Annotated in this window: 19 protein-coding genes and 1 pseudogene; 9 read left to right on the forward strand and 11 right to left on the reverse strand. The window is 67.6% G+C overall.

Annotated elements, in window-relative coordinates:
- The first annotated feature begins 191 nt into the window (after window positions 1–191).
- The gene (locus tag LCY71_RS05250; RefSeq protein ID WP_225335313.1) at window positions 192–1,364 is read left to right on the forward strand and encodes an MFS transporter; all 1,173 of its coding nucleotides are present in this window, start codon (window positions 192–194) and stop codon (window positions 1,362–1,364) included.
- A 115-nt stretch (window positions 1,365–1,479) separates the two neighbouring features.
- Here the strand turns inward: LCY71_RS05250 and LCY71_RS05255 are convergent, their stop codons facing one another.
- Window positions 1,480–1,980, reverse strand: a complete 501-nt coding sequence (locus LCY71_RS05255; protein ID WP_225335314.1) for a COG1361 family protein — start codon at window positions 1,978–1,980, stop codon at window positions 1,480–1,482.
- A gap of 252 nt (window positions 1,981–2,232) precedes the next feature.
- Between LCY71_RS05255 and LCY71_RS05260 the strand changes: the two genes are divergently transcribed.
- Entirely contained in the window at window positions 2,233–4,620 is a 2,388-nt protein-coding gene (locus LCY71_RS05260; RefSeq protein WP_225335315.1) for a hypothetical protein, read from the forward strand.
- A gap of 134 nt (window positions 4,621–4,754) precedes the next feature.
- On the opposite strand, the gene LCY71_RS05265 is transcribed toward LCY71_RS05260, so the two are convergent.
- Window positions 4,755–4,982 (reverse strand): hypothetical protein, encoded by a 228-nt coding sequence (locus LCY71_RS05265; RefSeq protein ID WP_225335316.1) that lies wholly within the window; start codon window positions 4,980–4,982, stop codon window positions 4,755–4,757.
- Between the two features lie 179 nt (window positions 4,983–5,161).
- On the opposite strand from LCY71_RS05265, the gene LCY71_RS05270 reads away from it, so the two are divergent.
- On the forward strand, window positions 5,162–6,205 hold the full coding sequence (locus tag LCY71_RS05270; RefSeq protein WP_225335317.1) for a DUF1616 domain-containing protein: 1,044 nt from the start codon (window positions 5,162–5,164) through the stop codon (window positions 6,203–6,205).
- A gap of 776 nt (window positions 6,206–6,981) precedes the next feature.
- On the opposite strand, the gene LCY71_RS05275 is transcribed toward LCY71_RS05270, so the two are convergent.
- The 5 genes and pseudogenes from LCY71_RS05275 to LCY71_RS05295 all read right to left on the reverse strand — a co-directional run bounded on the left by LCY71_RS05275 (window position 6,982) and on the right by LCY71_RS05295 (window position 10,260).
- A complete protein-coding gene (locus LCY71_RS05275; RefSeq protein ID WP_225335318.1) occupies window positions 6,982–7,332 on the reverse strand; it encodes a nuclear transport factor 2 family protein in 351 nt (116 codons plus the stop codon).
- 304 nt (window positions 7,333–7,636) lie between these two features.
- Window positions 7,637–8,035, reverse strand: a complete 399-nt coding sequence (locus tag LCY71_RS05280) for a universal stress protein (RefSeq protein WP_225335882.1) — start codon at window positions 8,033–8,035, stop codon at window positions 7,637–7,639.
- A gap of 42 nt (window positions 8,036–8,077) precedes the next feature.
- A pseudogene (locus LCY71_RS21650) lies at window positions 8,078–9,257 on the reverse strand (glycosyltransferase family 4 protein).
- Between the two features lie 104 nt (window positions 9,258–9,361).
- Entirely contained in the window at window positions 9,362–9,958 is a 597-nt protein-coding gene (locus LCY71_RS05290; RefSeq protein WP_225335319.1) for a winged helix-turn-helix domain-containing protein, read from the reverse strand.
- Window positions 9,959–9,960: 2 nt separating this feature from the next.
- Window positions 9,961–10,260: a hypothetical protein gene (locus LCY71_RS05295; RefSeq protein ID WP_225335320.1), complete on the reverse strand. Its 300-nt coding sequence runs from the start codon at window positions 10,258–10,260 to the stop codon at window positions 9,961–9,963.
- Between the two features lie 186 nt (window positions 10,261–10,446).
- Between LCY71_RS05295 and LCY71_RS05300 the strand changes: the two genes are divergently transcribed.
- The 6 genes from LCY71_RS05300 to LCY71_RS05325 all read left to right on the forward strand — a co-directional run bounded on the left by LCY71_RS05300 (window position 10,447) and on the right by LCY71_RS05325 (window position 16,260).
- Complete coding sequence (locus tag LCY71_RS05300; protein WP_225335321.1) at window positions 10,447–10,800, forward strand: four-helix bundle copper-binding protein; 354 nt, start codon at window positions 10,447–10,449, stop codon at window positions 10,798–10,800.
- Window positions 10,801–11,045: 245 nt separating this feature from the next.
- A complete protein-coding gene (locus LCY71_RS05305) occupies window positions 11,046–12,824 on the forward strand; it encodes a DUF4396 domain-containing protein (protein ID WP_225335322.1) in 1,779 nt (592 codons plus the stop codon).
- Window positions 12,821–14,062: a cell wall-binding repeat-containing protein gene (locus LCY71_RS05310; protein WP_225335323.1), complete on the forward strand. Its 1,242-nt coding sequence runs from the start codon at window positions 12,821–12,823 to the stop codon at window positions 14,060–14,062. The genes LCY71_RS05305 and LCY71_RS05310 overlap by 4 nt, the downstream gene beginning before the upstream one ends.
- Window positions 14,059–14,592, forward strand: coding sequence for a hypothetical protein (locus LCY71_RS05315; protein WP_225335324.1), 534 nt, complete (start codon window positions 14,059–14,061; stop codon window positions 14,590–14,592). Before LCY71_RS05310 ends, LCY71_RS05315 begins: the two co-directional genes overlap by 4 nt.
- A gap of 385 nt (window positions 14,593–14,977) precedes the next feature.
- A complete protein-coding gene (locus LCY71_RS05320) occupies window positions 14,978–15,727 on the forward strand; it encodes a DsbA family protein (protein WP_225335325.1) in 750 nt (249 codons plus the stop codon).
- Complete coding sequence (locus tag LCY71_RS05325) at window positions 15,727–16,260, forward strand: hypothetical protein (protein WP_225335326.1); 534 nt, start codon at window positions 15,727–15,729, stop codon at window positions 16,258–16,260. The genes LCY71_RS05320 and LCY71_RS05325 overlap by 1 nt, the downstream gene beginning before the upstream one ends.
- Before the next feature lie 38 nt (window positions 16,261–16,298).
- Here LCY71_RS05325 and LCY71_RS05330 read toward each other — a convergent pair whose 3' ends face one another.
- The 4 genes from LCY71_RS05330 to LCY71_RS05340 form a co-directional block, all read right to left on the reverse strand.
- Window positions 16,299–16,577 carry a hypothetical protein gene (locus LCY71_RS05330; RefSeq protein ID WP_225335327.1) on the reverse strand — a complete coding sequence of 93 codons (279 nt, stop codon included), beginning with the start codon at window positions 16,575–16,577 and terminating at the stop codon, window positions 16,299–16,301.
- A gap of 631 nt (window positions 16,578–17,208) precedes the next feature.
- Window positions 17,209–17,415: a DUF7837 family putative zinc-binding protein gene (locus LCY71_RS21800; RefSeq protein WP_444542725.1), complete on the reverse strand. Its 207-nt coding sequence runs from the start codon at window positions 17,413–17,415 to the stop codon at window positions 17,209–17,211.
- Window positions 17,416–17,857: 442 nt separating this feature from the next.
- Complete coding sequence (locus LCY71_RS05335) at window positions 17,858–18,199, reverse strand: HalOD1 output domain-containing protein (protein ID WP_225335328.1); 342 nt, start codon at window positions 18,197–18,199, stop codon at window positions 17,858–17,860.
- Between the two features lie 167 nt (window positions 18,200–18,366).
- Window positions 18,367–19,599: a choice-of-anchor D domain-containing protein gene (locus LCY71_RS05340; protein WP_225335329.1), complete on the reverse strand. Its 1,233-nt coding sequence runs from the start codon at window positions 19,597–19,599 to the stop codon at window positions 18,367–18,369.
- Window positions 19,600–20,414: the final 815 nt, after the last annotated feature.

Here is a 20,414-nt window from a genome sequence, read left to right on the forward strand (position 1 = left end):
CCGACCGTGCCGACGAGACAGACCGCCGAGGCCGCAGGCACGTCGAGACGCACGCCGTCGGGGGCGGTCCCGCCACTGCCGACGTAGCGACGAGGCGTGAGTGAGGAACCGACAGCGGCGGACCCGGTTTGACCTATTCGAACGTTACTCATCGACTCCTTTTCCCGTACGTGGAAATTGGGTCCGGGCACATGCGCTGGCGCTACCAGGAGACTGTCTTGACGCTGTCCTCTCTCGCCTTTTTCGTGACGATGGTCGGGCGACTGGCGATCAGCCCGGTGATCCCGGACATCGCCGCCGACCTCGATATTTCCACCACTGCGATCGGCGCCGCGCTGACCGGCATGTGGATCACGTACGCGCTCGTCCAGTTTCCGAGCGGTGTGCTCGCCGATCGGTACGGGGAGCGGATCGTCATCCTGGTCGCGGTCGCCGGGACCGGCCTCACGGCGGTCGTCATCGCCGCGGCCCCGGCCTTCGGGCTCTTCGTCGTCGGGACGCTCCTGCTCGGCGCCGCCGCCGGCCTCCACTACAGCGTCGCGACGGCGCTGATCACGCGCACCTACGACGACATCGGGACGGCGATCGGCCTCCTCAACGCGGGCGGGCCGATGGCCGGCCTGATCACGCCCGTCGTCGTCGCCTGGGTCGCCGTCACTTACGACTGGCGACTGGCGATCGGACTCACCGCGGTCATCGCCGTCCCGGTCGCCGCCCTCTTCTGGTACGGCGTCCGCCCGACGGAGCCACAGCGGCCCAATCAGTCGCTTCGAGACAGGCTGGACCCGGACGAGATCGGGGCGCTGCTGTCCCGTCGGACGATCGTCTTCACCGGCGTCGTCGCGGTCCTCTTCGACTTCACGTGGCAGGCGCTGTCCTCGTTCCTGCCGACGTTTTTCGTCCAGCACCACGGGTACTCCCAGACGCTCGCAGGGACGCTGTTCGCGGTATACTTCGCCGGCCACGGGGTGCTGCAGATCGGCGTCGGCGCGCTCGCCGATCGATACGGCCGCGACGCCGCCGCGGTGGCCTGCGCCGTGACCGGCATCGCTGGCCTCGCGGTTCTCGTCGTCGGGTCTCGGCTGTGGGTGCTGGTCGGCGCGCTCCTGCTCCTCGGGTTCGGCATGGGATGGGCGGCCGCGGTGTTCCCCCGGTTCATGGACAACCTCGCGGCGAGCGAGCAGAACTTCGGGTTCGGCCTGATCCGGACGAGTTACATGGTGGTCGCCGCGACCGGGTCCGTCGTCGTCGGCGCGCTCGCCGACCGCCTCGACTGGACTGCCGCCTTCGGCGCACTGATCGCCCTGCTCGCAGTCGCCGGCGGGATGCTCGTCGTCAACCGCTCCCTCGATCTGGGATACTGACGCCGTCGGTCCGCGTTCGGCGTCGGTACGGCCGCTATCGAAGCGACTGGGAGAAAGCGAGGTCAGTCCCGTCCGACCGATCGGCGGTCAACCGGCGAGGCGTCTCGCCACTCGCTCAGAGCACGCGACGGCGAGTGGTCTGGGTCTCCACGCCGTCGTCCCACTCGATCGTGGCGTTGATGGCGATGCGTCCGTCGTTGCGCTGGATCCGATAGAGTCCGCGGGGACCGACGTCGATCGTCGAAGTCCGCCCGACCGTCTCGTTCGGGCGGAGGTCGCCGAGTTTGCCCGACTGGCGCCAGAGTGTCCGGCCGCTCGTCTTGACGCGCACAGTCATCGTGACGTTCTCTGCCGTCTCGTTACCGACGTTGGTCACGTTCGCCGCGACCAGGCGACAGTCCAGTCCGCACCGGCCAAGCACCTCGGCGTCGACGTCGAAGCGGTCGGTCTCGTCCGAGACCTGGGCGGCGCTACCGGCGTCGCCGGTCTGCAGGCCGGCGACTGGCGCGACGGCCGCGACCGGCGAGACGACGAGGGACAGTACCGCGAGGCCGACGAGCGCGCCCCGGGCGATTCGCTCTGCGGTCCGCGATCGTGTCTGATCGGATCGGCTCACCTCTGAAGTTACGTCCCGCCGGCCACGTCGCTTCTGCCGGCATTTGCCGGCACAACTTAGGGGCCGACGCTCCGTGAGCAACGCGCAAGAACCGACGGAACGAGAAGCGGGAACCGAGTCCGCTCGCTCGGCCCCTCGACGTCGGAAGTGCCGGTCTCGACAGCGGGGTCGCGCTGGGCGGGGGTTCGGAGCCCCGAGCGAGCCGTCGAGAGCCGGAACGTTCATTTACTCGCTCGCCGACAGGAATCAACAGTGCAACCGACACGCGCCGGATGCAGGACGTTCGTGGTCGCGCTCATGGTCGGCCTCGTCGCCGGCCCGGGAGCGGCCGCTGCGGGTGCGGTCGGGGCCAGCGACGTCGCCGCCCAGCAGGCGACGCCGACGACCAACGGGACGGACGTCGACGTCCAGCACGAGCGCCCGGAGAACGTGAGCCGGGAGGGCGACACGGAGGAACTGGCCCGGTGGCTCGAGGGACGCCTCGCCGGTCGGCTCGGAGAGAGCGCGATCAACGTCTCGGAGGGGCAGTACGAGCGCGCGGACGACATTCTGGGCGAGGAGTACCAGGCCCAGCTCGATCAGTACGTCGAGGTCGCCGGCGAGACGGACGGCGAAGGCGACGACCAGACGGCCGAGCAGCTGTCGGAGACCCGCGAGACCCAGCGGGCGTACGTCGACGCGGTGCAGACCTCGCAGTCGGAGTACGCGGCGTACGAGGAGGCGCGGGCGGCCGGGAACACGACCGCGGCGCGGCGCCACGCGCGGGAAGTGCTGCGGCAGAGCGAGCGCGCGGACCGGCTCGGCGAGTCGCTCCGGACGGACTTCGAGCAAATCGAGGACCGGACGGGGCGCTCGCTCGACGAGAGCCAGGCGGCCATCGGGAACACGACCGAGGACGTCACGGAGCTGCGCAGCGAGGTCGCCGCCACGTTCCGCGAGACCGACCTGACGGTCGCCACCAACGGCACGACCGTCGCGTTCGACGACCCGCTCCTCGTCGAGGGACGGGTCACCGACGAGAACGGCAGCGCCGTGGCGAACCAGCGCGGGCGCGTGCGGGTCCACGACCGGACCTACGCGGTCGAGACCGACGACGACGGGCGGTTCGCGGTGACCTACAGGCCCGTGACGCTGCCCGCGAACGCCAGCGCCGCCGCCGTCGAGTTCACCCCGCCGAACGCCTCGGCGTACCTCGCGGCGACGGCCAACGCCAGCGTCGCCGTCGAACCGGCCACGCCGACCCTGGACCTGCGGGTCTCGCCCGGGGAGGTCGAGTACGGCCAGCGGTTCGACGCGACGGTCCGGGCGACGGTCGACGGCCGGCCGGTCCCGGGCCTGGTCGTGGGGACCACCGTCGCCGGCGCGCTCCCAGACGACGCCCGCACCGGCGACGGCGGGTACGCCCGCATCCAGCGCGAGTTACCGGCGTCGGTCCGGCCGGGCGACGCCACCGTCCGCGCCGCCGCGGGCGATGCGGACCGCGCGCTCCAGCCAGCGAACGCCTCGTCGTCGGTGACCGTCCTCGAGACGGCGACGACCCTCACGGTCGAGGCCGACCGGAGCGGATCGACCGTGGTCGTCGCAGGTCGCCTGGTGACCGGTGAGTCCGGGCCGGCCGACGACGCGGAGGGGAGCGACACAGCAACGGAAGGCGACGCGGCGCCGGACGCGGGCGGCGGGGCCGCACCGGGGCCGAGCGGCGGACCCGCACCCGGACCGCGATCGAACGCCGCTCTCGGGGCCGGTCTCGCCGCCGTTCCGGGTGCAGATGCCGAACGGTCACCGGGGCTGGCGAGCGGCGCGGACTCCGGGTCCGGGGACGGCGTCGCCCTGCAGGCCGGGAGCGGCGACCAGTCCCAGGCGGCGGACGGCGACCCCGTGGACGGGCAGACGGTGACCGTCGTGGTCGGCGGCGAGCAGGTCGGGACGGCGGAGACCAACGGGTCCGGCGCGTACCGTCTGGCAGTCGACCGGGAGGACCTGCCGGACAACGCGTCGGGCCAGGTCGCCGTCGTCGCCCGCTTCGACGGGGGCGGGACGAACCTCGGCTCCGCGCGGGCTCGGACGACGCTGGCCGCCGGCGATGCTGACCTCGATACGGGTGCGTCGTCCCTGCTCGCCGACTTGATCGGCGTGGCCGTCTCAGACCGCTTCCTGGCGCTGGGCGGCGGCGCCGTCGCCGTCGCGCTCGTGGCGCTGGCCGCCGCGCTCCGCTGGCGCCGGTCGTCGCGGTCGAGCGACGCGGAGAGCACGTCCGTCGCCGAGGGCGGCGACGCGGTGCCGGCGGTAGCAGCAGAATCGACCGATCCGGTGGATCCCGAGCGGCCGCTCGGCCGGGCGCGGGAGGCGCTGTCCGGCGGCGACGGCGAGACGGCCGTGGTCTCGGCCTACGCGGCGAGCCGGCGGCACCTGGAGGGGCACGCGGGCCTGCCGGAGCACCTCACGCACCGGGAGTTCATGGCGGCCTGCGGCTCGCGCCTCGATTCGACGGAACGGGCCGCGCTCGCCACCGTCACGGACGCCTACGAGCTCGTTACCTTCGCGGGGGAAGGAGCGGTCGACGCCGAGGACGCCGTCGACGCCGCGGCCGTGCTCCTCGCCGTGGAGTCGGACGCGTCCGGGGACGACAGTGGAAATTGAAACTATCGCAGTTCGTTTCAGGACCTGATATCGGAGCGATAGCCGTCCGACGACGGAGCGACGCGAGAACGGATCGTCGGTCGGCGTGGTGCCGTCGCCAGTCGCTACCTGTCCTCGATGGTCCCGAACCCTCGTCACCGCGCGGGCGGGTCGCCGGCGCCGCGCGGGGCTTCCGTCGCCGGTTCGGACGGGCCGGCAACACGGCGCCTGATCCGACCGGGGACCGCGACGATCGGGCGGAGTCGGCGATAGACGGCCCGCCCGATCGTCCCGACCGTCAGCAGGACGACGTACGCCAGCCCCATCGCGAGCAGTACCCCCACGTCCCACGCGTGGCGAACGACCGCAGAGCCCTTCGTCATGCGACCCACTTGGCGCTCCGGACAGTAAAGCTACCCCCCGCAATTATCGATAGTGATATCTGAGGAGGAGGTCGGCCGCTACTATCAGCTCCCAGTCACTATCTGCGCCACGGCGGGGTCGGCGAGTCGGCGGACGCGACCACGCCTTTTTTGACGGGGTGTCGCGTTCCTTCGACTCGATGTCACGACGACGGACGTTCTGGCTGCTGGTCCCCCGGCCGGTCCGTCGGCTGCCCGCCGACCTCGCCGCCGCCGTCGCGGTGACGCTGGTCGTCAACGCGGCCGTGTTTCTGCCCGGGATCGCCGAGACGCCCCTGCGGCTCGTCGTCGGCCTCCCGTTCGTGCTGTTCGTCCCCGGCTACGTGTTCGTCGCCGCGCTGTTCCCCGAGGACGGCAGCCCCGCGGTGCGGGAGGACGTCGACCTCACCGGGGACGGCGAGGCGGACGCGACCGCGTGGGAGGACCGCAGCGGCGGCGTCGACGGCATCGAGCGCGTGGCGCTGTCCTTCGGCCTGATCATCGCCGTCGTCCCGCTGATCGGCCTCGCGCTGAACTTCACGCCGTGGGGCATCCGCCTGGTCCCGATCATGGCCTCGCTGAGTGCGTTCGCCCTCGCAGGGGCCAGGCTGGCGGCCGCGCGCCGCTGGCAGCTTCCCCCCGAGGAACGCTTCCGCGTCCCCTACGGCCGGTGGTACGCCGACGCCCGCGCCGAACTGTTCGAGCCCGCCACGCGGACCGACGCCGCCCTGAACGCCCTGCTCGTGGTCAGCGTGCTGGTCGCGACCGCCAGCGTCGGCTACGCCGTCGCCGTTCCCCAACAGGGCGAGCAGTTCTCCGAGTTCTACCTCCTGACCGAGTCGGAGAGCGGCGACCTCGTCGCCGACGGCTACCCGACGAACTTCACCGCCGGCGAGCCACGCGAGTTGATCGTCGGCATCGGCAACCACGAGCACGAGCGGACCGACTACACCGTCGTGGCCGAGATCCAGCGCGTCGAGGTGGTCGACAACGAGACCCGGGTACGCGAGGCGACCGAGGTGCGGCGCTTCGAGGCGACCGTCGCCCACAACGAGACCTGGCACCGCAGCCACGAGGTCGCACCGTCGACGACCGGCGAGCGTCTCCGCCTGCAGTACCTGCTGTACCGCGGCGATCCGCCCTCGCCGCTGAACCGGTCCGCGGCGTATCGGGACCTCCACCTCTGGGTGAACGTGTCGCGATAGGCCGTTTCAGGGTACCTCGTGTTCTCCTCCACGGACACGGTGTCCCAACAGCACGCGGACCGCGCTGTCGTACACGATATAGAATGACATTTCAGTGATTGATATCGCCCCAGCGTACTTTACAACTGGGAGAGTGGTTTCGCGTGCCGGAATCCCCCCGGATGCCGGCACCCCCATCAACCCCCACCATCGATAGCGATCCCGGTACACGGGGCTCCACCATCCCCGTGTGTCGTTTTCCTAGCTATTTAGGGGCCAATTTCTCATGGCTGGCTACCAATCGTAGCTATGCCGGGACTACGACGCTGCCCCGGCCCACCCACCCAAAGCAGGTCACCGCCGAGAGGGCGTTGCACCCCTTTTGGCCGGTGACCTGACTCTCCCACGTCCCCTGGGGAGATGACAGCTGGCGAAGTCGGTGCGAACCGGGGGGTTCGTCCTCCCCACTTCGGACAACTGAGCGGTGTGCTTCGCTTTTAGCAGTGGACGTCGGGCAAGTATACCATACAATCGAACCCTCCATTTCGCCCGCCGGAATCCCCCGGACGTACTCTCCAGTAATCGTCTATCTCTGGGCCAGGGACGATATGCGCAAGTAGTGGAAAGCCCGATCCGATCCGGTGGAGGTATCGCGTCTCCGGTCGTGATCGGTGCAGCCTCCTTGCTCAGCGATTGATCGAACGGTTCCCGAGAACATCGTCCCGCTCGTCCACTGATGTCATCGACAGAGGACCGACGACAACCGGCTTCAGAGGCGGAGCGACCTTGCCGACGGCTCACTCCCGTACGTAGACAGAAAGCTTCGTGATCGCTGATTCGTCCGCATTGAATTCGTAGACGTCACAGAACTGGACGTCGACCGGTTCGCCCTCGACAGTTCCGACCTTGCGTCCCTGGACCACAGACGCCTCCGGAACGTGAATACGGCGGCTCACCTCGTGTTCGGATTCCTGCGGCGGCTGCTCGTCGACTTTGAACGTCAGGAACTCGTCGATCCCCTCGATATCACGCTCGGGGTGCTCGTGGACGACGTCCGGTGTGAAAGCGTCGCGTAGCAGGTCTTTGTCTCCCTGGTCTATTCCATCCAGGTAGCGATCGATCAGCCGATCACGCTCGTCTTCGTTCATACGTGTCGGGGTCTGAAGGCTGGCGGTTAACCGTTGTGGGCTCGTCGGTGGCTACGGGTTTCAGAAGGGCGCGTCTCCTCTATCGTTCGCCATCGCCGGCCTCTCGCGTCTCTACCGGACGATCGTCGTCCGCTCAGGCCCGGATCAGTACGTGGATTTGTTTGTCGGGCTGCTCGTCGGCGGCGCCGCGATGGATTCTCGCGGAGCGGCGTCTTCCTCGCCTCTTGTCGGGTCGCCGGTAGAACGACGAACTGTGTAATGCGGTCGCATGCGACGACCGGTCGGCTGGCCGGAACGACTCCAGTCACGTCTCGTCGTCGGGACTGCAGACGATAACAGGTCGATCAGTGCCCAGGATGACTTCCTGGGAAACGCTTCCGAAGAGGGCCTTTCCGGCCGGTGAGCGCTTCCGGCCAGCGAGGCAGATCGCGTCGACGTCGAGGTCGTCGGCGGTCTCGATGACGGTTTCAGCGGGGTCGCCACTCGTTTCGTGGTACGCTACGTCGCTACCGGCGTCCTCGAGGACCTCGGCAGCGCGTCTCACGGAGCCGACCTGGGTTACCGATCCGCCCTCCGGGTTGTCAGTGAAATCGTGGAACAGGTGCGCCGTCAGGTTCTCGCTGTCGAACAGCTCACTGACCGTCTCCGCCTGGACGATGGCGCGCTCGTCGTCTGTACCGATGGGCAACAGGATGTGGACCATCACGTGAGAAAATGCCGTCACTGAGCAAATAAGTATGGGTGACTACATATTACCGCGCAGTAGTGTGGCCGAATTGACCGTCGACACCGACCACTCGCCCTCGATGGCGCGCTCGTAGGCGTCTTCGGCCTGGTCGGCCACGGCGTCCCAGTCGAACTGCTCGGCGCGCGTTTGCGGCTCCTCGTCGGGTCGCGCTCCGTCCAGCGCCTCCTCGAGCGTCGCCGCGAGCGCGTCCGCGGTGGGGTCGATCAGGTAGCCGGCGTCGCCGATCACCTCGTCGGCCGCCGAATCGGGGTGGTCGGCGGCGATCACCGCGCAGTCGGCCGCCATCGCCTCGGCGAAGGTCAGCCCGAAGCCCTCGCGGGTCCACGGCGACGCGAACACGTCCGTCGCGCGCATGTGTCCGAGGACGTCCTCGTACTCCTCCAGGAAGCCCAGGAACTCGACGCGGTCGGCGTGGGTCATGTCGTCGCGCTGCGCCTCGAGTCGCTCGCGCTCCGGACCGTCGCCGACGACCCCCAGCGTCGCGGTCGTCGGCCACCCGATCGAACGCTTCCAGCAGGAGGTCGACGTTCTTGTGTTCGACCAGTCGCCCGGCGAAGAGGACGTCGTAGCCCGATTCCGGGCGCGACGCCGTCCGTATCTGCTCGACGTCGATGCCGTTCGGGACGACGGCCACGCCCTCGCGATCGGGCCCGACGCCGGCCAGCCGATCGGCCGTGATCCCCGAGACGGCGACGGGGTACTGCGGGACGTTCGCCGTGAGTCGCTCGGCGACCTTCCCGCCCGACGCGAGCGCGCCCAGGTACTCCTCCCAGTAGTCCCCCCACACCTTGTGCCACGTCGTCACCAGCGGCACGCCGGTTCCGACGCACGCGACCTTCGCCGAGAGCACCGGGAAGTACGGGAACACCGAGGCGACGACGAGGTCGTGCTCGCTCCGCCGCAGGCGCTTGCGCAGCGGCCACGCCGCCCGGGCCGCGAAGTCGATCGCCTCCGTGATCGAGCGACGGTCGTCGACGTACAGCTCCGCCTCCGGCGCGACCGCCCGCAGCGTCATCCCCTCGTGTTCCGTCTCCTCGGGCCCGTCCCAGAAGTGCCGCCCGTAGATCGTGACGTCGTGGCCCGCCGCGACCAGGCGAGTCCCGATCTCGTGGATGCGCTTCTGCGCACCTCCGGTGATGAAGGGGTGGACAACGTTAGAGAGAAACGCCACACGCATGTGTCGTAGCGATCAAATCGTCACCACAATATTATTTCGGAAGCCACGAATCGGGAACAGAGGACAACGGCGTCCCCGCCAATCGCAGGTCCCGTTCCGCTGGGTCACCGCTCCGTCTTCCCCTCGTCAGCCCGGACAGTCCACGGGCGAGCCAGCGGACCGCTGGCGACGGCTCCCTCGACGTACTGCGTTCCGAGGTCGGTGATGCGGTACTTGCCGCGCTCGACCCGCTCGACGAACCCGTGGTCTTCCAGCTCGGCGAGGCGGCGGTTGACCTCCTCGCGGCTGTAGTCGATGTTGTAGGCGATGATCGCGGGCGTGAGCACCAGGTCCTTCGAGTGGAACAGCCGGAGGACGTCGTCGTCCATCGGCGTCATCCACGCCGCGCGCTGGCGGACCTGGACGGGCTCTTCGAGGAGCACGTCCGCCCACGCGTCGCGGCGCAGGTCGTTCTCCAGCGGGTCGTACAGCCCGAGGACGACCATGAGCGCGGCGAGGCCGTGGACCCAGTGGACCAGCGACGGGGCCGCGAGCTCCGTGACGGGCCCACCGATGAGGAACAGCACCAGGCCGGCGACCGTCAGCAGGAGGAATCGGTCGTAGTCGACGACGGTAGGCCTGACGAGGACGGAGGCGATGCCCAGGCCGGTCAGGAGGCCGACGGCCAGGTTGTAGGCGGCGAAGGGGAAGCCCTCGAGCATCGCTATCCCTCCGCGGCCCGGCGTTCGATCCGGCGGTGGGTCGCGATAACGAGCCAGATGACGACGGCCACGACGGTGTAGAGCGCGCTGCGGAGCGTCTCGAGCAGTACTGTGTCGGGTTCGGCGACGAACAGGACGACGTGGTAGCCGATCGTCGCCGACATCGTCACCGAGAGCAGCGCGACCACCGTCCCGAACGGCGACTCGCGGAGGACGTTCCAGAACAGGACCGCGAGGAGCACGGCTCCAGTCCCGCTCGCGATGGCGAAGAGCGCGCCCAGCGTGTGGACGGTCGTGTCCATGCACGACCCTTGGGGCCGGAGTTCCTTCAGTCCGGTTCCGAGCGGGAGTGGCTATGTAGGGCGGCCTTACGCCGCCCTCACTCGTTGTGCGTTCGGGATAACTGGAGCGTACAGACCCCTCACCGATTCCCTGTGCGCGTCGGTCGGTCGATAACAAAGGGCGTCCGGGCCCCAGCTAGCGACGCTATGGCTCTGACAGAGATCCCCCACGTCGGCGAGAACGACGAGATGGCAGAGTGCATCGACGACTGCCTCGAGGCCGCACAGGCCTGCGAGTGGTGCGCGGACGAGTGCGCCCAGCTGGGCGACGAGGACATGGCGCGCTGCATCCAGCTGTGCCGAGACGTCGCCGACCTGGCCGTGCTGCACGCCCAGTTCATGGCGCGAGACTCGGGATACCGCAAGCAGATCGCCAGGGTCTGCGCCGGCGTCTGCGAGGAGTGCGCCGAAGAGTGCGAGCGTCACGACCACGAGCACTGTCAGGTCTGCGCGGACGTGGTCAGCGACTGCGCGGAGACCTGCCGCGAGATGGCCGACTGAGGCGGTCCCCAGCCGAGAACTCGTTCCCGCGTCCGTTCACCAGCCGTCCCGGCCCTGCCCGCCTCGACTGGTGACCGACGCGCTGACGCGCGACCCCGACCGCTCACGACGACCCTCTTTCGACGTGACGACGCGAACACGCTGATGCAACCCGAGACTCCATCCACGATCGACAGTCGAGCGCTCGACCGGACGGGAGCGCCCGGTACAGCCAGCGGTGCCGGACCGAGGCCAGGTGAGCCACCGTGAAGCCCTGGAAGGCGCTCGCGGTGGGCGTCGCCGCCCTCGCGGCCGTACTCGTCGCCACCCAGCCGCTCTACGTCGTCGGGCTGACGCTGTTCGACTACGGCGAGACCCCAGAAGAGTCGTACGCGACGGTCCAGACGAAGGACGTCAGCCGGTTCCCCGCGGACGACCCGCAGCGACAGAGCGAACTGACGGCCAGGGCGGCGCGGCCGCCCGGGTCCGGCCTGAACTACTCGACTGTGGTCCGGGTTCCCGAGGGCGACTGGCAGGCGGCGCTCGCGGCCTCTCGCCTGCGCGCGAGCGCGGACGCTCTGCTGCTGTACGGGAACGCCACCCCGCCCGAGACCGGGACCGCGTCCGACGTCTCGACGGTGACCGTCTCCGGGGGCAGTCCCGCGGAGACGGCCGCCGCGCTCGCCACCCGCGGGAACGGGACCGGCGGCGCGAGCACGGATACCGTCGTCGTCGTCAACGGCGAGAAACCGCAGTGGGCGCTGCCGGCCGCCGCCTGGAGCGCCTACTCCGGCGACCCGATCCTGTACGCGACCGAGGACGAGGTGCCCGAGGCGACGCGGCGGGCGATCGACGAGCTGAACGCCAGCCACGCCTACGTCCTCGCGCCGCCCGGGCTCGTGAGCGACGACGCGCTCGGATCGCTGGACGTGGAGTGGACGCGCGTCGCGGGCGACACGCCCCAGGCCCACGCGGTCGAGATCGCGGAGTTCCGCGACGAGTCACGGGACTTCGGCTGGGGCATCCACGAGCGCGACAAGGTCGGGTATTATAACTTCATGCTGGTCAACCCCTCGGAGCCGGCCCACGCCGTCTCGGCGGCGAACCTCCAGTGGGGCAAGGCCGGGCCGATCCTCCTGGTCGACGAGGACGGCACCCTGCCGCCGGTCACGGAGGGGTACGCCTGGCAGACCCAGCCGGCGTGGTTCACGTCGCCGATGGAGGGGCCGTTCAACCACCTGTTCGCGATGGGGACCACCGACCAGGTCTCGTGGGTGACGCAGGGCCGGCTCGACTACGCGGTCGAGATCACGCCCTACCGCCACCAGGGAGCCGGGCTGAGCCCGCTCGAGGCGGTCGCCGGCGTGTGGGCGGCCGTCTGCCTCCTCGGTGCGTCGTTCGCCTTCGTCCACTCGCGCCACCGGCTGACGGCGCTGAACGACTGGACCAAGATGGTCTGGCCGCTGCTGACGCTCCTGATCGGGCCGGTCGGGCTCGCGCTCTACTGGGCGAGCTACCGGGGCCGGCAGGTCGTCGACACCGAGCAGGGACCCCGGGTGTTGCGACCGTACTGGCTCCGCGCGGCGACGGCGACCGCGATGGGGGTCGGCTTCGCCGCGAGCACGATGATCGCGACCGCCTTCCTGCTGACGTATTTCGGAATCCCGATGGTCGTCTTCGACGGGCCGCTGTTCTGGCTCGGGAACGCGATGACGCTGCTGATCGTGATCGTCTACGCCGTCGCCTTCCTCGTCTCGTGGCTCGTCTTCCACGTACCCATGCTCAGGGACTCTCAGGGAATGGACACGCGCTCCGCGGCGCGGCGAGGCGCACAGCTGGTCGCCGTGAGCATGACGAGCGTCTCCGTCGGCATGATGGGCGGGATGTGGATCCTCATGATGATGGAGCTGCCGATGATGCCCGGCGACGACAACCTGCTGTGGTTCGGCGTGATGAGCTTCGCCACGCTGGTCGGGTTCGTCATCGCCTGGCCGGTCAACGGGCTGCTCGTCCGGAAAGGGCTCAAGCCGGGTGGTGCGCTGTGACCGACCGCAGCCGCCGGAAGTTCCTGCGGGATCTGGCCGCCCTCCCGGCCGGGGCCGGGGTCGCCGGCGCGGCCGTGGCCGCGTCCGAGGGCGAGCGAGCGTCCCAGGGCGCGGACGAGGAGACCGGACCGGAGTCGGTCGAGTACGACCCGTCGACGGTCACGACGATGACGACCCGGCTGGCCGGCGAGAGCGACTACGAGACGGCGGCGGCGATCACCCAGAACGTCTACACGGCGATCAACGAGCACACGCGCCCGGGCGCGGTGATCCTCGTCAGCGACAGCGACCTCGGCGCAGCGCTGCCGGGGGTCACCTTCATCCACCACCCGATCGACGGCGCCGTCCTGCTGACGGAGCGGGACTCGCTGCCCGCGGCGACCCGCGAGGAGATCCAGCGGCTCCACCCTGAGGGCGTCCACGTCGACGGCGACACGCAGGCCTACGTCGTCGGCGGCGAGCGCTACGTCAGCGCCGACGTCGAGCGGGAACTGCAGGCGATGGGCCTGAAGACCAGCCGGATCGAGGGCCAGACGCCCGTGGAGGTCGCGGCCAATGCGGACCAGTACCTCAGCACGATCCACGCTAACCACCGGGACACCGCGTACGTCGCGAGTCTCGACGACCTCCGGACGGCGATGCCGGCCCAGTCCTGGAACGCCCACGGCGGCGACGGCTTCCTCTACGTCGGCGACGACCGCATTCCCGGGCCGACGCGCCGCCAGCTCGAGGCCCGCTTCGACGAGGCGTACATGTACCTCCTCGGCGACGAGAGCAAGATCAGCGCCACCGTCGCGCGGGACCTCGCGCAGTTCGGACACGTCCAGCGCATCCCGCAGGGCTCGGACCCCTACGGACTGAGCGTCGGCCTCGCGGGGTACAAGGACATCGGACGGAACCAGGGCTGGGTGTTCGGCGAGTGGGGACGGTCGATCGGCTGGGGCATCGCGGAGAGCGGGCACAACTTCGTCTTCGTCAATCCCGAAGACTGGCAGGTCGCCCTGCCGGCCTGCGTCGAGAGCCACCGCGGCAAGCACGGCCCGATGCTCTGCGTCGAGCAGGACGGCGTCCCGGAGACGGTCGCGAACTACCTGACGAACCTCACTCGACCCCACGAGGCCGCGCCCTACGACCGGAAGTACAACCACGGCTGGGTCGTCGGCGGCCCGGACCAGATCAGCCGGCGGGTGCAGGGACAGCTACACGCCATGCTACAGGAACCGGGTGACGCCCGATGAGACGGCTGGTAGCGGCCTTCGACGACGGCGAGGACGCCGAGGCCGCCAGGGACGCCCTCCGCGGGGCGGGTCTGGACCCGTCCGAGCCCGACGTCGACGACCCATTCTTCGACCCGACCGTCGCGATGCCGGAGGAGCGCGGGCTCGCCTGGGGCGGCCTGCTCGGCGGGCTTCTGGGCGCCGTCCTGCTGCTCGCCGTGAGCCGGCACCTCGTGCCCGCGTGGCGATTCGCGCCGATCATGGCCTCCGGGCCGTACGCGCTCACCTTCCTCGGGTTCGGGCTCGGCGCGGCCAGCGGCGGCTTCCTCGGCGGACTGCTCGGTACGTACCGGCGCGTCCCCGAGCGGGAGCGCCCGCGCGTCGCCGTCGTGGTCTCGGAGCGTCGCGCCCGGGAGGCGACGTCGCTGCTCCGGGACCACGGCGCGGCGGCCGTCGACGACGTAGTGTCGCATCACGAGCACCCGCAGGCGTCGGAGGTCGGTAGCGGGCGGACGGGCGGCGGTGGAAATACGGACGGCGACGGACGATAACGGGGACGAGAACGACGTGACCGATGGCGGTTCTGGTCGTGATGCTGCCCGGGGTGATCGACTTCCCCACCCCTACAGGTCCGGGATTCCCCGGTGGAGGTATCACGGCTTCGCGTCAGTCGGCCCGGTCTCGCCATCGGAAGAACCGGATTCGTCGCTCTAGTAGAGATTGAACGCGATGACACACTCGAAGGGCGCTCCGGGTGCCCCTCGATGTGGAAATATTTTCGACTTCTACAGGCGGAGCAGGCCGAGTGCCTCGGGGCTTGACCCCGAGGCGGTTCACTGTAGTGTCGAACCCCGGATCGATCTATTCGACCAACAGCGATGAGATCGGCAATACCTTGAACAATATTTATACGTAATCGATAACAACTTCCAGTTAATGGACATTCCCGATATCAACCGCCGGACAGTACTCACGTTCGCTAGTGGAGCAATCACTGGTGGAGCAATCACTGGTGGATATCTCACCTCGCTATCTGAACTCGATACCCGTTCCGCTCGACCGCAGACGGAAAACCCAACGCCGACTGAGGGGGAAGACACGGAGGAGACCTCGCCTCCGGTACAGCTCTCGAATCGACCGCGTCTCGGCTCTGACGAAGCGCCCGTGACGATGTTGTACTATTCAGACTTCCAGTGCCCGTTCTGTGCGAAGTTCGAAGCAGAGGCGCTTCCAGAGATCCAGGACAACCATATCTCGTCTGCAGAAGAGGTTCGTCTGATCGTCAAACCGCTCGGCGTGTTTGGCGATGACTCGCTCCGGGCGGCCCAGGCTGCACATTCCGTCTGGCGTCAGGTTGACGGGGATCAGGACATCTTCTGGTCGTGGTACGAGACGGTCACGGACGCGTATGACGGGGAGCAGAACTCCGGGTGGGCGTCTGTCGACAACCTCGTTTCCCTTTCGGATTCGTTTAACGGCGTTAGCGGCGATTCAATCCGCACCCATCTCGAAAACAGCAAGTACGAATCAGCCGTAGCGGCTGATTTCGAAGAAGGGCGTGAACAGGGTCTACAGGGGACGCCCTATTTCATCGTCTACGGTGACGACTTCGATGAGTCTCGAACGATATCTGGAGCCCAGCCGTACTCACGGTTCGAGACGGTCATCGACAGTTATCTCGAGTAATGACACACATCCACCAGCGTTTACACGAGACGGGTTCGGGCGCGTGGGAAGCTACCAGATTCACACTTGGTAATCCACGTCGTGCTCTAGAAACGCTACTTATTACGATTGCTTTGTTTGCAGGGTTGCTGCTCGTGACATTCCCGACGTACTCGTATCAGATGATGCTGGCTGGTCCCCAGTACTGGGTCGAATCTCTCACATCGTTGTGGTGGCTCACCCTCGAATCGGAAGGGGTGTTCGGGGGAATTACGGTGATCGGTTACGCGATAATTGGCGGTATGATGATGCGGCTCGCAGTAACTCGAACGAAGGCGACCACAAATTCTGGAGGTCGTGGGATCGCGGCGATGCTTCCCGGGGCCTTCGTGATCGGCTGTGCAGGTTGTGGAGCCGGACTCCTCGGACTGATTGCAGGCGTCAGTTCAGTGACGGCGGTTTCGGTTGCCGGTCCGGTCTTCCGAGGTCTCGGCATCGTACTGGCCGTATACTATCTCGGCCGTGCAGGCGATCCTCGCGCGTGTAGCGTTTGATCCCCCCACGGCGAAACAGTAGATGCGAACGCCGAAATCTATGTGCCACGCTGATCGTCTGTAGCGGAGTCGTCGCTCACTTCGCAGACGCCAGCCCGTTCGAGTACGGAGAGCAAGGCCTGCTCACGACTCGAGAAGCGACTCCGGCTCTCGCCGCCACCTTCGGTCTCGATATGGGCCTGCCACTCGCCGGTCGACCGCTCTCGAATCGTCCACTCGATCCTGCAGTGATCGGCGTCGATAGAGACGTCGAGTACGCCGCTGCGGTCCTGGATTACCACGACGGCCTCTTCGGACGCACTGTCGCTTGCTATCATTGCGACCACCCGACAGCGGATCCCGTAGCGATGCATCCGGTCACGACGCCGTTCGAGTCGTCGATGCCGTCCTCGCTTCTCATTGACCGGGACGGGGCACCGCCGGCGTCCGGCGTGACGTTCACGGACGCAGTCACCTCTCGTCCCTGGCCGGCCCGTCTGACCGATGCCGTCGAGCCACCCGACACGGACTCCGTCCTCTCACAGCGTACGAACTGCTCGCCACTGCAGTTTCGACCGGGATCGTCAGTGGGCTCTGTCCACGCTTCGCACGCGGTCCCGATCGACTGCCGGTCCCCAGAACGCACGTTCTGGAACATAGCTGCGACCTCACTTCCAGTTACTAAATATTTATTGGGTATACTAGATGTGTGTCGCGAGTACCGGACCCAGCGACCACGACTTCTAGCAGCTCGTCAGAAGGTCGCCCCCTGCAGGCGATACCGTACTGCCGCCTGCCGCAAGCGGTGTGGGTCTGCCTCTAGCAGTCGCTACGGAGCCACGCTTCGACTGGCCGGCTGACGGCGGAGTCTCCGACGGAACAGGGCGAGTTCCCCGGCGTCGTCCGAAACACGAGTCTTCGGGCTGGCGAGTGAACTTCGCTCTCACGAACGACTCGCTCTCGCGGACGTCAGGTCGGTTCGACGACGTCGGTACGCGAGGGGCACTCCGCAGAGACCCCCGTCGCACCGTCGTTCTCCTCCGATTCGATCAGTTGATGCACTGACTGTCGCTCTGTTTCGCAGTTCGGGCAACTGCCGAGTGAGGGTCGATCACGACTCAGAGACGGGCAGTGGACGTCCCGGCGTCTCGCACGACGCTCTTCAGTGTACAGGATACGACGCCAACGTGTTTGTTATTATAACCTTGTGCTAGATTACAGTTTTCTCCTCGGTCACTCTTACTATGCATTTCAGCCGGGAACGTGATGCTGCTCGGACTCGCCTCTGACAGCTACTCCGAGCACGTGCCCGTTCGTCGTCCTGCCCGGCGGCGAGCGGGTGAACGCGATTCTGGAACCGTCTGTCGGCTAGCCGCTGCTGTCGCAGTGAGCCGCCGTTACCCGCGCTGCACGACGTCCAGCGCGTCGATCCGCTTCGGTCGGGGATACTGTTCGAAGGACTCCTATGCTGGCTCTTCGGCTACGAGACCGCTGTCGTACACTCGGTACAGCTGGGCAGCTCTTGGAGGATTGCCGTTGTAGTAGAAATTGAAACTAGTTACACATCGAGGGGCATCCCGGGTGCCCCTCGAGTGTGTCAGCGCGTTCAATTTCTCCGCTAGCTAACTGTGCTCTCGGCTGACTGCGTCGAATCAGACGTAGCTTGGACGTCGTAGATCTGAACGACGCCGTCGCTCCGGATCGCCACGTCCCAGCCATCGACCGTGGCCTCGAGTCGCAACGGCCGTGGAGCCGAGTCCGGATACTCCTCGACCAGCGTCTCCATGCTGTCACCGTCGACGATCGTCCCGAGGGGTGTGATCTCGTCGGGCTCGGCGTCCTGGACTGCCGCTAACGCGTGTATCAGTGCGAGGACTGCTGACTGGCCACATTCCGGGTCGAAGTCTGTTTCGTGGACGGGGGTGCGATCCGCGGCACCTTTCAACTCAGTATCAGGCATTGGCAACTCATAGCATGTACCATCACTTAAGATATTGGTTGATGTACACTTATCCACAGCTACTCTAGCAACGCCTAGCAGTTGCCTCGATCGGCGCCAACCCTGAAGGGGAGCCCCCGACGAGAAGTTTACGTGGACGTCATAGCCCCGGAGTGGCGTTGCCGTCTCTAGCGCTGATCACCACCGTCCGGGAGGTGCTGGTCGAAGTACCCCTGGCGGTAGAGGAGCACGCCTCCGACGACGAGAACGGTGACCAGGATCAGCGCGACGACGAGGAGCCCGGAGCTCCCCTCTCTGTCGCCGGCGGGCGATTCGGCCGTCCCCGTCGGCGTCCCGGTTTCCGTCTCCGTGCCGCGGTCGCCGGTCGTCACCTCGATCGTTCCCGCGGCCGTCCCGCTGACGCCGATCTCGTAGGTACCCTCGGCGTCGAAGGACGCCGTGAACGTCACCGTCTCGGACGCCCCGGCACCGACGGTCACGCGTTCCTGCTGCACCGTCTCTCCGTCGACGGTCAGGTTCGCCGTGAAGGTGTCCTCCGTCGTGCCGACGTTCTCGACGGTCGCCGTGACAGTGGTCTCCTCGTTCACGGCGAGTTCGCTGTCCTCGGCGGCCGCCTCGGTGACCCTGACGACGGGATCGGCGTCGTCCCCGGTCTGGACGCCGATCGCGTACGGGCTGAAGCCGGGCGAGCTCGCCTCGTACGTGTCGTCGCCGAGGGACTCGGTGTCGAGAGCGGTCCACTCGCCGTCGGCGTACCGGTACAGGCTCACGTTCTCCGGTACCGTCCCGGACGGCAGCGCGCCGGAGCGGACCCGGAACCGGTAGTCGACCGACGAGACGGCCTCGTCGTCGAGCAACTGGACGCCGAAGCCGGTGACGCCGATGCCGTCCTCGACGGCGGTGGTGCCGAGGTCGGCAGTGCGAGTCACCCCGGCACCGGTCACGGGGATCTCGGCCCGGGCGCCGTCGGAGGTCGCGGTGACGTCGACGCCGTCGACACCGTCGCCGGGCACGGCACCGCCGCCGCTACCGGGATTATCACCGGGACCGTCGCCGTCCTCTCCGTCGTCGCCGTCCTCTCCGTCGTCGCCGTCGTCAGGGACGTCCCCGGTTCCGGAGAGCGGAACGGCGATCGGCGATTCGGTGTCGTCGGTGGCGATCTTCAGGTGAGCCGTCTGCCGACCGTCGGCCGCCGGCGCGAACGTGACGGTGACGCCCTCGCTGTCGCCCGGACTGACGCGTTCTCCGTCAGGTGCGTCGACGACCCGGAAGTCGGCGTGTTCGTCCGTGACGGAGACATCCCGCACGTCGAGCGGGGCGTCGCCCGCGTTGCTGAGCGTGACCGTCCGCGTCTCCGACTCGCCGACCGCGACGTCGCCGAACGCGAGCGACTCCGGCAACTGCCGTCCGCGTTGGCCGCGATCGAATGGGACGCGGAACGCCCCTCGCTTTCCAGTTGGCCGCCGTAGGCCGCCGACTGTCGGTCGTCGCCGCTGGACAGTCCGTCTGGCTTGCGCAGCGGTGTCCCACATAGACAGAGACGACTACGGCCGGGAGTAGTCTCGTTGTCTACGCTGCCGGTTCAGACACACACCACCGTTTCAATTGTTCTTGCAATCGGAGACCCCACCCGCTGTTCACGTACCACCGTTGCGAATGGTCTTGGAACGAGGGGGGAGACACACCACCGTTTCAGTTGTTCTGGGGAGGCGAGTACAGGGTCTCTTCGTCTACCACCGTTTCAAATGTTCTCAGGAGCCATCATAGACACACCACTATTTCAATTGTTCTACGCAGCGGTACAGTTTGACACATCACCCGTCGACCGAAGCGTCAGTCTGCCAGACGTGAATCCGCTCCTGCAGTTGCGTGGAGCCGATCGTCCCGCTGCCGGTCCCGGGCACCGCGACATCGGCCTGCCACTGGTATCCCTGTATCGTCAGCTCGCGTCGAGCGTCATCGGTTCATCGGACTGGAGTATCACCTCCTCTCGACCGGAGCCACCGGGAGACCGCTGTTTCCAGGGATAGGCACGAAGCGCCCGACGACAGCCGGGACGTTCTATCGCACCGGGTCTTCGCCAGCGAGAACACGGAACGCAGAGGGGGGATCGTCTCGGTGGTTCCGGTCGGGTGCCGTCGCTGTGGCAGCGATAGCATATGAATAATACCACACGATACTAATAGTCTTTAAGTAGTACTGCAAAGTAATCCTT

This window comes from Halomicrobium urmianum (genome assembly GCF_020217425.1).
Taxonomy (GTDB): Archaea; Halobacteriota; Halobacteria; order Halobacteriales; family Haloarculaceae; genus Halomicrobium; species Halomicrobium urmianum.

Bases quoted from the DNA above. Each gene is read 5' to 3' on its own strand.
- LCY71_RS05250 (WP_225335313.1), top strand. From the start codon at position 192: ATGCGCTGGCGCTACCAGGAGACTGTCTTGACGCTGTCCTCTCTCGCC.
- LCY71_RS05265 (WP_225335316.1), bottom strand. From the start codon at position 4,982: ATGACGAAGGGCTCTGCGGTCGTTCGCCACGCGTGGGACGTGGGGGTA.
- LCY71_RS05270 (WP_225335317.1), top strand. From the start codon at position 5,162: ATGTCACGACGACGGACGTTCTGGCTGCTGGTCCCCCGGCCGGTCCGT.
- LCY71_RS05275 (WP_225335318.1), bottom strand. From the start codon at position 7,332: ATGAACGAAGACGAGCGTGATCGGCTGATCGATCGCTACCTGGATGGA.
- LCY71_RS05280 (WP_225335882.1), bottom strand. From the start codon at position 8,035: ATGGTCCACATCCTGTTGCCCATCGGTACAGACGACGAGCGCGCCATC.
- LCY71_RS05290 (WP_225335319.1), bottom strand. From the start codon at position 9,958: ATGCTCGAGGGCTTCCCCTTCGCCGCCTACAACCTGGCCGTCGGCCTC.
- LCY71_RS05295 (WP_225335320.1), bottom strand. From the start codon at position 10,260: ATGGACACGACCGTCCACACGCTGGGCGCGCTCTTCGCCATCGCGAGC.
- LCY71_RS05300 (WP_225335321.1), top strand. From the start codon at position 10,447: ATGGCTCTGACAGAGATCCCCCACGTCGGCGAGAACGACGAGATGGCA.
- LCY71_RS05315 (WP_225335324.1), top strand. From the start codon at position 14,059: ATGAGACGGCTGGTAGCGGCCTTCGACGACGGCGAGGACGCCGAGGCC.
- LCY71_RS05320 (WP_225335325.1), top strand. From the start codon at position 14,978: ATGGACATTCCCGATATCAACCGCCGGACAGTACTCACGTTCGCTAGT.
- LCY71_RS05325 (WP_225335326.1), top strand. From the start codon at position 15,727: ATGACACACATCCACCAGCGTTTACACGAGACGGGTTCGGGCGCGTGG.
- LCY71_RS05330 (WP_225335327.1), bottom strand. From the start codon at position 16,577: ATGATAGCAAGCGACAGTGCGTCCGAAGAGGCCGTCGTGGTAATCCAG.
- LCY71_RS05335 (WP_225335328.1), bottom strand. From the start codon at position 18,199: ATGCCTGATACTGAGTTGAAAGGTGCCGCGGATCGCACCCCCGTCCAC.